At 69.3% G+C, this 13,129-nt stretch carries 14 protein-coding genes; 3 read left to right on the top strand and 11 right to left on the bottom strand.

From position 1 onward, the window contains the following. The first annotated feature begins 1 nt into the window (after position 1). Positions 2-520: a hypothetical protein gene (locus NBT67_RS02740; protein ID WP_251343285.1), complete on the top strand. Its 519-nt coding sequence runs from the start codon at positions 2-4 to the stop codon at positions 518-520. Positions 521-526: 6 nt separating this feature from the next. Here the strand turns inward: NBT67_RS02740 and NBT67_RS02735 are convergent, their stop codons facing one another. The 3 genes from NBT67_RS02735 to ligA form a co-directional block, all read right to left on the bottom strand. Further along, the gene (locus NBT67_RS02735; protein ID WP_251343284.1) at positions 527-1,291 is read right to left on the bottom strand and encodes an MBL fold metallo-hydrolase; all 765 of its coding nucleotides are present in this window, start codon (positions 1,289-1,291) and stop codon (positions 527-529) included. Between the two features lie 77 nt (positions 1,292-1,368). Further along, complete coding sequence (locus tag NBT67_RS02730) at positions 1,369-3,543, bottom strand: choice-of-anchor L domain-containing protein (protein WP_251343283.1); 2,175 nt, start codon at positions 3,541-3,543, stop codon at positions 1,369-1,371. A 194-nt stretch (positions 3,544-3,737) separates the two neighbouring features. Continuing rightward, a complete protein-coding gene (gene ligA / locus NBT67_RS02725; RefSeq protein WP_251343282.1) occupies positions 3,738-5,393 on the bottom strand; it encodes an ATP-dependent DNA ligase LigA in 1,656 nt (551 codons plus the stop codon). Positions 5,394-5,484: 91 nt separating this feature from the next. Here ligA and NBT67_RS02720 point away from each other — a divergent pair, with 91 nt between their 5' ends. Further along, positions 5,485-7,032, top strand: coding sequence for a glutamate-cysteine ligase family protein (locus NBT67_RS02720; protein ID WP_251343281.1), 1,548 nt, complete (start codon positions 5,485-5,487; stop codon positions 7,030-7,032). Positions 7,033-7,071: 39 nt separating this feature from the next. Here NBT67_RS02720 and psmB read toward each other — a convergent pair whose 3' ends face one another. Both psmB and NBT67_RS02710 read right to left on the bottom strand, forming a co-directional pair. Further along, positions 7,072-7,809 (bottom strand): archaeal proteasome endopeptidase complex subunit beta, encoded by a 738-nt coding sequence (gene psmB / locus NBT67_RS02715; RefSeq protein ID WP_251343280.1) that lies wholly within the window; start codon positions 7,807-7,809, stop codon positions 7,072-7,074. A gap of 48 nt (positions 7,810-7,857) precedes the next feature. Next, positions 7,858-8,025: a hypothetical protein gene (locus tag NBT67_RS02710; protein ID WP_251343279.1), complete on the bottom strand. Its 168-nt coding sequence runs from the start codon at positions 8,023-8,025 to the stop codon at positions 7,858-7,860. A gap of 250 nt (positions 8,026-8,275) precedes the next feature. On the opposite strand from NBT67_RS02710, the gene NBT67_RS02705 reads away from it, so the two are divergent. Further along, the gene (locus tag NBT67_RS02705) at positions 8,276-8,716 is read left to right on the top strand and encodes a DUF5799 family protein (protein ID WP_251343278.1); all 441 of its coding nucleotides are present in this window, start codon (positions 8,276-8,278) and stop codon (positions 8,714-8,716) included. On the opposite strand, the gene NBT67_RS02700 is transcribed toward NBT67_RS02705, so the two are convergent. From NBT67_RS02700 to ilvC, 6 genes are read right to left on the bottom strand one after another with little or no spacing between them, the layout of a single operon-like run. Then, on the bottom strand, positions 8,713-8,862 hold the full coding sequence (locus NBT67_RS02700; protein WP_251343277.1) for a DUF7557 family protein: 150 nt from the start codon (positions 8,860-8,862) through the stop codon (positions 8,713-8,715). The genes NBT67_RS02705 and NBT67_RS02700 overlap by 4 nt on opposite strands. A gap of 26 nt (positions 8,863-8,888) precedes the next feature. Continuing rightward, positions 8,889-9,875, bottom strand: coding sequence for an isocitrate/isopropylmalate dehydrogenase family protein (locus NBT67_RS02695; RefSeq protein ID WP_251343276.1), 987 nt, complete (start codon positions 9,873-9,875; stop codon positions 8,889-8,891). Then, a complete protein-coding gene (leuD, locus tag NBT67_RS02690) occupies positions 9,872-10,462 on the bottom strand; it encodes a 3-isopropylmalate dehydratase small subunit (protein ID WP_251344325.1) in 591 nt (196 codons plus the stop codon). The genes NBT67_RS02695 and leuD overlap by 4 nt, the downstream gene beginning before the upstream one ends. 38 nt (positions 10,463-10,500) lie before the next feature. After that, complete coding sequence (gene leuC / locus NBT67_RS02685) at positions 10,501-11,919, bottom strand: 3-isopropylmalate dehydratase large subunit (RefSeq protein WP_251343275.1); 1,419 nt, start codon at positions 11,917-11,919, stop codon at positions 10,501-10,503. Then, positions 11,916-12,089, bottom strand: a complete 174-nt coding sequence (locus NBT67_RS02680; RefSeq protein ID WP_251343274.1) for a DUF7989 family protein — start codon at positions 12,087-12,089, stop codon at positions 11,916-11,918. Before NBT67_RS02680 ends, leuC begins: the two co-directional genes overlap by 4 nt. Then, entirely contained in the window at positions 12,082-13,122 is a 1,041-nt protein-coding gene (gene ilvC, locus NBT67_RS02675; protein ID WP_251343273.1) for a ketol-acid reductoisomerase, read from the bottom strand. The genes NBT67_RS02680 and ilvC overlap by 8 nt, the downstream gene beginning before the upstream one ends. Positions 13,123-13,129: the final 7 nt, after the last annotated feature.

The following is a 13,129-nucleotide window of genomic DNA, read 5'->3' as shown; positions in this document are numbered from 1 at the left end:
TATGGTCTTCGAACTCGACATCGAGCGACTCAGGCACCTGCCCGAGACGCCGCTCCGCGCGCTCAAGCGATCGTTCTGGTGGGTCCGCAAGACGTTCTTCTCGAAGCCGAAACCGGAGAACCCGGCCGTCGTCGTCGCGATGGACGAACCGGAGGCGGAGGCGTTTCTCGGCGAGCGGTTCTTCGAGCCGGGGTGGGAGATGTCCTACAGTTACCGCAACGAGATCGTCAACCTCCGCCGAGTGCGGTACGTCCGCGACCATCCTTCCGGCCTGGAGTGGTGGCAGACCCACATCCGCGGGTACGTCCACCCCGACGGCCTGGAACTGGCGGCCCACTTCGAACCCGAACCCGCCGAGCATCCCGACGCCCACGTCTCCGGGGAGTTCATCGACGTCCCGCGCGGGAACGCGACGCTGGTCGGCATCCTCGAGGACGCCGGCGTCGGGTTCCAGCGGATCGGCGACTGGGGCGAAGGGGAGGAGACGACGGATCGGACGGCCGCCGACGTCGACGCCTGACCCGCCTCAGTCCCAGCCCTCGTCGAGGACGACCGGCACGCCCCGGCCGGCCACGTCGGCCGCGAAGGCCTCCGAATCCGCCCGGAGGAACGCCTGGGTGTCGTAGTGGATCGGGAGGACCAGATCCGGATCGAGCCGTTCCGCGAGCGCGGCCGCCGCCTCGCGATCCATACACACCGACCCCGAGACGTTCGCGAGGAACAGGGAGACGTCGAGGCCGTCGTGGACCGGCAGGACGTCGCTGTCGCCGGGCCAGAGGACCGGCACGCCGTCGACGACGAACCGGTAGCCGACCCCGAACCCCTCCGGGTGGGTGACCGAGCCGTCGGGGTCCGCGTGGGGACCCTCGGGATCGTTGTACGCCGGGAGGCTCCGAACCGGGACGCCGGCCGCCTCGATCCGTTCCCGCTCGCCGATCCGGATCAGGTCATAGCCCGCCTCGGCCGCGAGCGTCTCCGGCGTCGGCGGGCGACCGGCGCGTTCGGCGTCCACGCCCTCGTAGACGACGAGCGTGGCGTCCGGCGCCGCGACGCGGCGAATCCCGTCCGGATCGTAGTGGTGGTCGTGGGTGACGAGCACCAGGTCGCCGTCGCGGGCGTCGTAGGCGGGGCCGGCGGGGTGACGGGTGTCGACGTCCGCGGGGGGCTCCCAGTCGCCGGACAGCACGCCGTAGCGACCGGGGTCGGTGTAGACGACCGTCTCGCCGTCGGAGAGGCGGGTAGTGGCGTAGCCGAGCCAGCGGATCGAGAGGGTATCGAAGTGAACGACCATGCCGGAACCGACGCCGCGGCGGTACAAAGGGACGGCGACCGACGGGCTGGATCGCTCCCGGCACCCAGAGGAAGCGACTACTCCTCGACGAGCGGTTCGGGGTCGGTCGCCGGGCCGTCGCCGTTGATGCTGCCGGTCACGTCGGTCGTGTCGTCCCGGCTCCCCACGTCGCCGTAGGTGACGGTGACGGTGTCGCCGGTCGAGAGGCCACTGCTGCCGCCGAGGGTGATCTCGAGTGTCGTCCCGTCGTTCGTCCCCGAGACGTCGTCCACGTCGCCGTCGACGTTGGTGCCATTGAGTTCGACGTCGACATCGCCGGCGCCGGTGTCGCTGATGTCGGTCCCGCCGATGTGATCGAGCGTGATCCCGGTCAGGGATTCGCCGTCGTCCTCGGCGTCGACCGTGAACTCCGCGACGAGTTCATCGTCGGCGTCACCCGGGTAAACGTCGAAGGAGGGGCCGACGTCGCCGTTGCCGTTTCCGTCGCCGTTGCCGTCACCGTCGCCATCGTCGACGGGCTCGTCGTTCATGCCGCTGCCGTCGTTGTGACGGCACTGCTCGGCGTAGAACCCGAGGTCGAATTCGACGGAGTCGGACTGCACCTCGTTGCCGTGATCGATCGGGAGCCACCACTGGAAGGCCACGTAGTGAACGTCCGGTGCGGGGGTGTAGCAGGCCCGATCCGAGCCGTCGTCTTCCGAGTCCGAGGCGTTCCCGTCGAGGGGGACGCCGTTGCCCATCGACAGCTCGGAGAGCACCTGCCGGAGCGACCCCTCGACGATGATCTCCTCGTCGTCCTGCTTGATGTTGTCACCGACGCCGCTGCCGGTGTCGTACCACGCGCGAACCTGGAGTGCGTCCGGCAGTTCGCTGTCGCCGCCGGGATCGGTCGTCAGACTCTCACCCTCGATGAGCACCCAGGAGTCGAGCGCGGTGTCGTTCGCGTCCGCGATGGCGAGTTTGAACGTGTTCTCCTCGCCCGGGTTGACGTCCGCCTGCACCTGCAGGACGTCGGTGAAGCCGTCGGCCTCCGTCGCGAACGGCGTGGCGGTGTCGGACGGGTCGTTATTGTTGAACAGTCCCGGGTTGTCCATCGTGTTGATCGTGTTGATCGACACCGGTTCGCCGTTGGCCAGCGCGACGTTGGTCTCCGCCGGCGTTCCCTCGTCGGGGTTGACGAAGAACCCGAACACGTCGTTGAAATCGTCGACGTACTCGTTGTACTCGTCGGAGCCGAACACGAAGTTGAAAAACACCTGGTTCTCGCCTTCGGGAACCTCGAAGTCGAACTCGAGTACCGCCGCGTCGTTCGTTTCGGTGACCGTCTCGTCCGCGATGGCGAGGAGGTCGCTATCCCCCGGCGTTCCGTGGCTCTCGCTGATCCCGTCGTTGTTGTTGTCCGGACCGTCAGCCCCCTCCTGGATGTTGGTCGCGAGACCCGAACTGAGGATGATCCCGCTGTCGAGACCGTACGTGTCCGTGCCGCCGGTGAACGTCCCGTTTGCGTCCGGGACACCGGAGTACGTCGCGTCCGTGATGGTGAGGTTGCTCCCGGCTGGAACGAGCGCGTCGGCGAGTTCCGTCCCAGACGCGCCGGGTGTGACGGTGAAGGGGCCGCCCCCACCTCCGCCGCCACCGCCCCCACCGCCACCGCCCCCACCGCCGCCCATGGAATCGTCCTCGTCCGGATCGTCGGCCTCGGCCTCGGTCAGGCCGTTCTCGGCCTCGTCGATGAGCCCGCCGTTGAACCAGAGATACGCCGGATTGGTGCAGGCGGCGAAGTCGAAGGTGACTTCACCGAAGTCACCCGGCTTCACGTCTTCGAGGTCGATGACCGGAGACGGGAGGTCGTCGGGCACGTCCGCGAGCACCTCGCAGGGGTCCTCGTCCGGATCGAGTCCGCCCTCGGGGAAAGCCTCCTGTAGCGTCGCGTCCATGAACGCCGACCGATCGCTGAACACCAGTTCGATGTCCCGTCCCTCGCTGGTCGGTGCAGGTAAGGAGAGTTCCGGTTCCTGACCGCTCTCGGGCATCTCGGCGAAGGCCGTCTCGTCGCCCATCCAGTCGGAGTAATGTTCCTCCCAGCTGACCTTCAGATCGAGTTCGCCAGCCACCAGTCGGTTGTTCTCGAACGTTTCCTGATCGCTGAAGTACGCGGAGGTACCGAGCCCCGCGCCAGCCGAGGCCACACCGATCGTACCGAGTGCGGCCAGCGCCTTCCGCCGAGAGAGTTCGAATTTTTCGTCCGTCATGTGTTGTCCCGGGTCGGCGACGCGCCGCCGTATCGTCCGGTGGTCAATCACATCACATGTATGTGTGTTAGCTATTGCATCGTTAGCAACGGCCTCGGACGAGTTACCGGCCGATTAATGTCAGTAACCGGCCGTTAATCGGTGGTGTGGCACGGACGGTGGTGGCCGTCGCGGGGGCGGTCCCCCGTCGAGAGTCACTCCCTCGCCAGTCGCTCGATCCGGTCGAGCGAGTCGGCGTCGGCTGGGCCTTTGTCCTCCCGAACGGCGACGAACCGCGGGAACCGGAGGGCGTAGCCCGACTCGTAGGTCGGCGACTCCTGGATCTCCTCGTAGCCCACCTCGAAGACGACCGAGGGTTCGATCTCCACCTCGGTGCCGTCCTGTCGGCGGATCAGCGGTTCGAGCGTCTCGCTCAACTCGGCCAGTCGCTCGTCGGAGACGCCCGTCGCCACCTTACCGATGGTCGCGAACGCGTCGTCCGCTCCGTCGCGCGCCGACAGGAGGAAGGTGCCGAGGTGGTTCGCCCGCCGTCCCTCACCCCACTCCGCGCCCGTGACCACGAGGTCCAGGGTCTCCACGTCGGGCTTGCGCTTCAGCCAGTTCCGCCCCCGCTTGCCCGGCGTGTACGTCGAGTCCGGGTCCTTGAGCATGATCCCCTCGTGGTCCGCGTCGAGGGCGTCGGCCTCGCGGGCCGCGATGGCGTCGGGGTCGTCGGTGATCGCGAGGGGGGAGACACCCGTCGAGAGCACCTCGCCCAGCCGCTCGCGCCGTTCCCGGAGCGGCGCATCGAGCAGGTCCGTCCCGTCGGCGTGCAGGCAGTCGAACGCCCGCAGTTCGACGCCCACCTCGTCGCGCATCCGCGCCACGTCGTGTTTCCGGCGGAACCGTCGGAGCACCTCCTGGAAGGGGAGCGGATCGCCCGCGTCGTCCACCGCGATGGCCTCGCCGTCGAGGATGACCGGCACCGCCACCCGTTCCTCGACGGACTCGACGAGTTCGGGGAGGGCGTCGGTCACGTCCGCCATGTTCCGGGAGTAGACGGCCGTCCCGTCCGCCGGGTCGTGGTGGACCTGCACCCGCGCGCCGTCGTATTTGGTCTCGACGGCGACCGCCTCCCACGCCTCGAGGGCGTCGGCGGCCGTCCCCGTCTGGGCGAGCATGGCGCGCACCGGCCGGCCGACCGAGAGGTCGACGTCGGCGAGCCCCGCCTCCCCCTCGTCGCGGGCGCGGACCGCCACCGCCCCGTAGTCGTTCGTCACCTGGAGCGCGCGCTCGACGGCCTCGACGGGAACGTCGAACGCCTCGGCGACGGCGTCCCTGATCGTCCCCTCGCCGACGCCGATCCGCATCTCCGAGAGGACGAGGCGGGCAAGATACCGAGCCGAGAGCGGGTCGGCACGGTTGAACAGGCCGAACAGGACGTCGACCTTGCGGTCCTGACTCCCCGACCCGTCGGCGGCGGCCAGGTCCCCCAGGCGGTCGTTCACCTCGGCGACGGTGAGGGGGTCGGGGGCGGACGCCCCGAAGGCGTCGAGCCCCCGCTGCCCGCCGGTGTCGAGGGATTCGGCGACGGTTCCGATCTCCCCCTCCTCGGCGAGCCGGTCGTCGACGTCGTCGGCGGTGACGTTCGGGCCGGCGGCACGCGCGAGCGCCTCGTGACAGAGGCGCGGCCCCACGTCGAGCGTCGTGGAGTCCCACGCGGGGACGACCCGCCCGAGCAGGAGCCGGACGACGACGGGCAGGTCCTCGTCCGCGTCGGCGAGCAGCGTCGCGACCAGCGCCGTGGTTTCGAGGTCCGCGGATTCGGCCTCGACGTCGGCGAGTCGGTCGGCGAAGTCGGCGAAGTCCATCGGGGCGAGGTCCGGCCGCGGGGAGGTTAAGCGCGACGGGTTGGGTTCCCGGAACACCGGATTGAAGACGATGTATCGTGCAGGGGAGGGTATGAACGCTGACCTGGCGGCGCGGGTGCGGGACGTCCTCGACGTGGACGTCTCCGAGTTCCGCGCGCAGGCACAGGCGGACGCGGAGGTGGTGAAGTCCGAACTCAAGGACGGGACCTTCGACAACCACCGCTCCATCGTCGGACTGGAGTACGAGTTCTACGCGGTCGCCGACGGCCGGTGGCGGCGGGACGGCGACGACGACGACGCCGGCTCGGAACTCGTCCGCGTGCCGCGCCGACTGCTCGAACTCATCCGCTTCGAGAAGGAACTCGGCCTGCACAACGCCGAGATGACGACGAGCCCCCAGCCGCTGAACGCCGAGGGGCTCAGGGCGCAGGCCGCGGGCGTCCGCTCGCATCTCTCCTCGGCACTGCAGACGACCCGGATCGAGGGGATGCGCCTCGTCAGCGACGGCATCTGGACCATCCCGCCCTCGGGCGAGACGGCGCGGCGCTACCTGACCGACAGCATCTCGGACTCGGGGGTCCGGATCGCCACGAACATGACGGACGCGGTGCGCTACCACGCGATGGCCAACGGGCCGAACGCGCCGACCCCCTTCGTCGTCGAGGCGCCCCACGTCAGCCTCGAAGCGGACACCGTGATGCCCGAGAGCCTCATCACGTCCATCCAGCCCCACTACCAGGTGCCCCACGCGCCCGACCTGCCGACGTATCACAACTACGCCCTGCGGGTGGCGGGGCCGCTCCTGGCTCTCGGGGTCAACTCACCCTTCTTCCCGCCGGACCTCTACGACGAGGGCGTCGACCCCGAGGCGGTCGTCGAGGACGCCCGCGCGGAGAACCGCATCTTCGTCTTCGAGTCCGTCCTCAACACCGACGACGCGGAGAAGGTGCGGTTCCCCGAGGATCTGGACACCGTCGAGGAGGCCGTCGACCGCGTCGCCAACGACCCGACGGTCGTCCCGATGCCGGTCGAGAGCGGCGACCGCTTCGACGACAAGTTCGCCACGCTCCGTCGCAAACACGGCACGTTCTGGCGCTGGGTGCGGCCGGTGTTCGACGGCGCCGACCGCTCCTCGGCCAACGCCCGCATCGAGTTCCGCCCCATCGCCGCCCAGCCGACCGTCCGCGACTCCATCGCCTTCCTCGCGACCTTCGCCGGGCTGATGGAGAGCCTCCCCCGCCACGAGCACCCGGTGATCGGGCAGGACTGGGCGGTCGCCCGCGAGAACTTCTACCGGGCGGCGCGCCGCGGCGCCGCGAGCGAGCAGCGCTGGCTCACCAACGCCGGCGACGAGACGACCGATCCAGAGGTCATCTACGACGACCTGCTCTCCCACGCGGTCGAGGGGCTCCGCTCGGCGGGCTGTTCGACCGAGGAAGCCGAATCCTACGTCGCGCCCCTCCGGGCGCGGGTGGAGGCGGGCGTCACGCCCGCGGGGTGGAAACGCGACCGGGTGCGTGCCCGTATCGACGACGGCGAACCGCTTGAGACGGCCATCCCCGCGATGCAGCGGACGTACGTGGCGAACCAGACGGAGACGCTGCTGGACGGCTCCTTCGCGGACTGGCTCGCGGAGTGACGGTCGAGAGGACGGAGCGGCCGCGGACGGCGATCCCGATTACAGCAGCGACTCGAAGTCCTTGTGCTTCGTGATCTCGACGCCCTCGTCGGTGACGACGGCGACGTTGATGCCGTTCCCGGAGGCCAGGTCGCGCTCGACCGCGCTCTGGATGGCGTGGGCGGCGACGGACTTCGCCTCGTCGACGGAGAGCCCCTCGTCGTACTCCTGTTCGAGGACACCGAGGGCGTACTGGCTGCCGGATCCGGAGACGGCGTAGTCCTCCTCCATCATGCCGCCGAGGGGGTCGAGGCTGTAGACGTGGGCGCCGTCCTCGTCGACGCCGCCGAGGAGTGGCGAGACGATGAAGAAAGCCCCCGAGCGCAGGAAGTTGCTCGTGAGCGTCGAGAGCGCCTCCATGCTCATGTCCTTGCCGCGGCGGGTCTCGTAGAGGCTCGTCTCCGAGCGGAGCGACCGGATGAGCGACTGGGCGGCCGACACCGACCCGGCGATGGTGAGCGCCGCGTTCGGGTGGATCTGCTCGACTTTCTGGACGTCCTTGCTGGAGACCATCCGGCCCGCGCTCGCGCGCATGTCCGTCGCCATCACGACGCCGTTCTCGGTGGAGAGCCCGACGGTCGTCGTGCCGGTTTTCATCTCCTTGTCCTCGTCGTCGGCCGCGGCGAGGCGCTCGTCGGTGTTCGTGAACTCGCCGATCTCCGGGCCGAACACCGGCCGGTCGCCGCCGTCGAGACGCTCCTGTGTCCGTGAGAAATCCTGATTCGTCGGGGTACGCATCACCTGCCCTTGCGGGGGCGCGCTGATAAATGCAACCCTTCCCGACGGTCACTTGGCGTTCTCGTAGGCGCGCCCCGCCGCCGCCACGAGGTCCCCGAGAGGGACGGAGACGCCGAGTCGACCCGCGAGCAGGGCCAGCGGCATCAACACGATGCCGGCCACGAGGGTCGCCTGATACACGGTGAACACGCCGGCGCGATACAGTGAGTCGAGCATCTGCCTGAACGTGCCTGGAGCGGCCGGTGTATATAAGCTTTCCGCCATCGCGGTGATCGTAATAGCGTCGCCGTCTGCCGATTATCGTCGATGCGCCGTCGCCGGGCGTGCGCGACCGCACACGCCCCGGATCCGGCTATCCCGGGGATGCGGTATTCCCGTCTCACGCGTAAGTTATGCGGATGATCGAGGCCGCGTACGCGCGACGGCGTGGGAAACCCTGATACGTCGGCTCGTCGTAGCGACTCGCATGTCGAACTGGACCGACAGGATCGTCGGCGACCGGATGGCCGTCGACCGGGAGTTCAGCGAGCGGGTCCGGGCCTCGGAGTTCACGAACCAGGAGTGGGGGTTGATCATGACCGCCGTCGAGTTCGAAATCGAACATCCGGAGGATCCGGAGCGGGCGCGGATCGTCCCCGACACCGAGAACCTGGCACAGATGATGCCCGAACTGAAGAAGGTGGGGCAGGGGGCCGGTCCCGCTCCGGGTGGGGAGAGAAGCCGCCAGGACAGCGGGACGGGCGTCCTCGACGCCGTCCGTGGCGCGCTGGGCCTCGGTGACGGGGACGAGGAGGATCGGCTCGACGAAGCCGAACGACTCGTCGGCGAGTACGCCGACGAACTCCAGACGCGACTCGAAGAGCAGGGCAAGTGGGCGGACGTGCGCGAGGCGTACCGCGACGGTTAAACTTCGTCGCCGCTGTGGAACAGCGTCAGCTCCTCGGCCTCGTAGATGTTGATGAGTTCCGTGATGATCTCGTCGTACTCTTCGTCTTCCTGACGGAGGCCGTCGAGCCGTTCGACGGTCTCCTCGTCGAGGTGGATCCGTGGCATACACCGATCGAAGGCGGTGCGGCCTCTTAATCCCCGGGGAGGCGGTCGACGACCGCGGTGGTGAACTCCTCGGTGGTCGCCGCACCGCCGAGGTCGGGCGTCCGCGGCCCGTCCGCGAGCGTCGCCTCGACGGCCGTCCGCACCGCCGTCGCCGCCTCGCCGTGGTCGAGAAAGTCGAGCAGCATCGCGGCCGAGAGGACGGTCGCCGTCGGGTTGGCGACGCCCTCGCCCGCGATGTCCGGCGCACAGCCGTGGACGGGTTCGAAGATGCCCCGCTCCGAGCCGACGTTCGCGCTCGGCAGGAGGCCGAGGCCGCCGACCAGGCCGGCCGCCAGATCCGAGAGCATGTCGCCGGCCAGGTTCGGGCAGACGATCACGTCGTACTGCTCGGGGTCCATCGCGAGCCCCGTCGCCATCGCGTCCATGTACTGGTCGTCGACGTCGACGCCGCGCTCGGCCGCCACCTCGCGGACGGCGTCCACGAACAGACCGTCGGTGACGCGCATCACGTTGTTCTTGTGCGCGACCGTGAAGCCCTCGCTCCCACTGTCGGCGACGTAATCGCAGGCGAACTCGCCGAGACGGCGGGAGGCGGACTGCGTCACCAGCCGCGTCAGCGTCGAGACGTCCTCGGAGAGGCGGTTCTCGATGCCCGCGTACACCCCCTCGGTGTTCTCCCGGAGGATCACCAGGTCGGTCTCGGGCTGGACCGCCTCGACGCCCGGATACGTCCGCGCCGGGCGCACGTTGACGAAGGAGTCCACCGCGTCCCGGAGCGGGAGGATCACGTCGGCCGAGGTTTCGCCGGTCGCGCCGAACAGCGTCGCGTCGGCGCTCGTCACGGCGTCGACCGTCTCCTCGGGCAGCGGCGTCCCCGTCCGCTCGGCGACGGCGTCGCCGGCCTCGACGTGGACGAACTCGAAGTCGGCGACCGCGTCCAACACGCGAAGGGCCGCGGGCACCACCTCGTGACCGATCCCGTCGCCCGGGATCACCGCGACGGTCCCGCTCATCGCGAGTCGACGTACGGCAGGTCCGCCGCCGTCTCGTCGATGGCGTCCATGTTCGACCGGAGCAGGGCGACCGTGTCCCAGATGCCCTGCACCAGCGCGCCGCGCATCGCCTCGTCGATGTCGACGTCGACGGTCTTCCCGTCGTAGGTGACCGTCTCGTCGACCACGTCGAGTTCGATCCCCGCGTCGGGATTCTCCTCGATGAACGTCTGGAGCTCTTCGACCGTCTCCGCGTCCGTCGTCGCCGCCGGGATGCCGAGCGACTTGCAGTTGTCGGCGAAGATTTCCGCGAAGGACTCGCCGACGATGGCCTCGACGCCCCAGCGAGCGAGCGCCCGCGGCGCGTGCTCCCGCGAGGAGCCACAGCCGAAGTTGTCGTTGACGACGAGGACGTTCGCGCCCTTGTACTCGTTGAACGGGTGGTCGTTGAGTTCGCCGTCGTCGTCGCGACGGGCGTCGTAGAAGGCGTACTCGTCCAGTCCCTCCCAGGTCGTCGTCTTGAGGAAGCGCGCCGGGATGATCTGGTCGGTGTCGATGTCGTCGCCGCGGACGGGGACGCCCGTGCCCGCGACGCGCCGGACTTTCATCTCGTCGACGCCGGCGTCGGAGTCGGGGTCGGGGTCGCTCACGCGACCACCCCCAGATCCCGCACGTCGGTCACTTCGCCCGCCACCGCGGCGGCGGCGACCATCGCCGGACTCATCAGCACGGTCCGGCCGTCCTTGCTCCCCTGTCGACCCACGTAGTTGCGGTTCGACGAGGAGGCACACCGCTCGTCGCCCTCCAGCGAGTCGTCGTTCATCGCCAGACACATCGAACAGCCGGCCTCGCGCCAGTCGAAGCCGGCGGCGCGAAAGATCTCGTCGACGCCCTCCGCTTCGAGTTTCGACTTCACCGTCTGGGAGCCGGGCACCGCGAGCGCGCGGACGTCGTCGTGGACCTCGCGGCCCTCCAGCACCGCGGCGGCCTCGCGGAAGTCGCTCACGCGACCGTTCGTACACGTGCCGAGGAAGGCCACGTCGATGTCGTAGCCCGCCATCCGCTCGCCGGGAGTGACGCCCGTGTGCTCCTGGGCGGTTCGCGCGGCCTCGCGTTTCCCCTCCGGCAGGTCCTCGGGCGCCGGAACCCGTTCGCCGATGCCGACGGCCTGTCCGGGGGTCGTCCCCCACGTGACCATCGGCTCCAGGTCGTCGGCGTCCAGGTGGACCACGTCGTCGTACTCGGCGTCCGCGTCGCTGCTGATGGACTCCCAGTACGCCTTGCGCTCCTCGAAGGCCTCGCCCTCGGGGGCGAACTCGCGGCCCCGCAGGAACTCGTAGGTGGTCTCGTCGGGGTTGATGTAGCCCGCGCGGGCGCCGCCCTCGATGGACATGTTGCAGACCGCGAGCCGTTCCTCCATCGAGAGGTCGTGGACCGCCTCGCCGCCGTACTCGTAGACGTAGCCGACGCCGCCGTCGACGCCGAGTTCGGCGATGATCTTCAGGATCAGGTCCTTCGAGTGGACGCCCGGACCCAGGGTGCCGTCGACCTCGATCCGCCGCACGTCGGCCTTGTCGGCCGCGACACACTGCGAGGCGAGGACGTCCCGCACCTGGCTCGTGCCGATGCCGAACGCGATGGCGCCGAAGGCGCCGTGGGTGGCGGTGTGGGAGTCGCCACAGACGACGGTCATCCCCGGCTGGGTCAGCCCCAGTTCCGGGGCGACGACGTGGGTGATCCCCTGTTTCTCGGAGTCCAGCCCGTAGAACTGGATGCCCGCCTCGGAGGTGTTGCGCTCCAAGGCCGTGAGCATCCCCTCGGCGGACTCGTCGGCCAGCGGGCGCTCCCGGCCCTCCGGCCGCGTCGGCACGATGTGATCCACCGTGGCGACGTTGCGCTCGGGGTAGGGCACCTCGATGCCCCGCTCTCGCAGCTCCGAGAACGGCTGCGGGCTGGTCACCTCGTGGATGAGGTGCAGGCCGATGAACAGCTGATCCTGCCCGTTCGGCAGGTCGGCCACCTTGTGTCGGTCCCACACCTTGTCGTAGAGCGTGCCCTGGCTCATCGGTCCGTCCGTTCGTCCGGCCGCGCCGCCTCGTCGCCGCGCGACCAGACGCCGTTCGTTCCCTCGCCGTGTGGCGGCGTGTGCGAGACGTCCCGCATGCGGCCCGTCGACTCGTCGCCGGCGTCCGAACCGGCGCGTGGCTCCGCGTCCGTCCGGTCCCGATCAGTCATCTGCCGGGGCCTCTGCCTCCTCCGGGGCCTCCTCGTCGGCCCAGGAGAAGAGCGCGCGCAGTCGGGCACCGACCTCCTCGATGTCGTGGTTCTTGTCGGCCTGGCGAAGCTGGGTGTAGCGCGGGCGGTCCGCCTGGTTCTCGAGGATCCAGTCGCGAGCGAAGTCGCCGTTCTGGACGGCCTCGAGCGCCTCGTCCATGTTCTCGCGGACGCCCTCGTCGACGATTTCGGGGCCGACCTTGAGGCCGCCGTACTCGGCGGTGTCGGACACCGAGTCCCACATCTCGCTCATGCCGCCCTCGTACATCAGGTCGACGATGAGCTTCATCTCGTTGAGACACTCGAAGTACGCCATCTCCGGGCTGTAGCCCGCGTCGACGAGCGTCTCGTAGCCGTGCTTGATGAGCGCCGTGATGCCGCCACAGAGGATGGCCTGTTCGCCGAACAGGTCCGTCTCGACTTCCTCCTGGAACGTCGTCTCGACGACGCCCGCGCGGGTGCAGCCGAGGGCCTGCGCGTACGCCAGCGCCTCCGCCTTCGCCTCGCCCGTCGTGTTCTGGTAGACGGCGAGCAGGGCCGGCGTGCCCGTGTCCTCGACGTAGTTGCGTCGCAGGAGGTGACCCGGCGTCTTGGGGGCGATCATCGTCACGTCGACGCCCTCGGGGGGCTGGATCTGGTTGTAGTGGATGTTGAAACCGTGGGCGAACTGGAGGGTGTCGCCGGCCTCCAGTCCGTCGCTGATGGCCTCGAACACCGCCGGCTGGACGGTGTCGGGGACGAGCATCGAGACGACGTCCGCCTCCGCGACGGCGTCGTCCGGGGTGGCCACGCGCAGGCCGTCGTTCTCGGCCTGCGCCCACGAGTCCGAGGACTTCCGGAGCCCCACGACCACGTCGATCCCGCTGTCGTCGAGGTTCTGGGCGTGGGCGTGGCCCTGACTGCCGTAGCCCAGGACGGCCACGGTCTTGCCGGCGATTGCGTCACTGTCCGCGTCGTCGTCGTAGTATACCGGAACGGTGAATTCGTCTGTCATGGTTGTG

The sequence above is a fragment of the Haloplanus sp. GDY1 genome, assembly GCF_023703775.1.
Classification (GTDB): Archaea; Halobacteriota; Halobacteria; order Halobacteriales; family Haloferacaceae; genus Haloplanus; species Haloplanus halophilus.
This window is presented reverse-complemented; position numbering and strand designations above follow the sequence as displayed.

Coding starts and splice junctions, on each gene's coding strand:
- NBT67_RS02680 (WP_251343274.1), bottom strand. CDS start 12,089: ATGACTGATCGGGACCGGACGGACGCGGAGCCACGCGCCGGTTCGGAC.
- NBT67_RS02710 (WP_251343279.1), bottom strand. CDS start 8,025: ATGCTCGACTCACTGTATCGCGCCGGCGTGTTCACCGTGTATCAGGCG.
- ilvC (WP_251343273.1), bottom strand. CDS start 13,122: ATGACAGACGAATTCACCGTTCCGGTATACTACGACGACGACGCGGAC.
- NBT67_RS02735 (WP_251343284.1), bottom strand. CDS start 1,291: ATGGTCGTTCACTTCGATACCCTCTCGATCCGCTGGCTCGGCTACGCC.
- leuD (WP_251344325.1), bottom strand. CDS start 10,462: ATGAAAGTCCGGCGCGTCGCGGGCACGGGCGTCCCCGTCCGCGGCGAC.
- psmB (WP_251343280.1), bottom strand. CDS start 7,809: ATGCGTACCCCGACGAATCAGGATTTCTCACGGACACAGGAGCGTCTC.
- NBT67_RS02695 (WP_251343276.1), bottom strand. CDS start 9,875: ATGAGCGGGACCGTCGCGGTGATCCCGGGCGACGGGATCGGTCACGAG.
- NBT67_RS02700 (WP_251343277.1), bottom strand. CDS start 8,862: ATGCCACGGATCCACCTCGACGAGGAGACCGTCGAACGGCTCGACGGC.
- leuC (WP_251343275.1), bottom strand. CDS start 11,919: ATGAGCCAGGGCACGCTCTACGACAAGGTGTGGGACCGACACAAGGTG.
- ligA (WP_251343282.1), bottom strand. CDS start 5,393: ATGGACTTCGCCGACTTCGCCGACCGACTCGCCGACGTCGAGGCCGAA.
- NBT67_RS02705 (WP_251343278.1), top strand. CDS start 8,276: ATGTCGAACTGGACCGACAGGATCGTCGGCGACCGGATGGCCGTCGAC.
- NBT67_RS02730 (WP_251343283.1), bottom strand. CDS start 3,543: ATGACGGACGAAAAATTCGAACTCTCTCGGCGGAAGGCGCTGGCCGCA.
- NBT67_RS02740 (WP_251343285.1), top strand. CDS start 2: ATGGTCTTCGAACTCGACATCGAGCGACTCAGGCACCTGCCCGAGACG.
- NBT67_RS02720 (WP_251343281.1), top strand. CDS start 5,485: ATGAACGCTGACCTGGCGGCGCGGGTGCGGGACGTCCTCGACGTGGAC.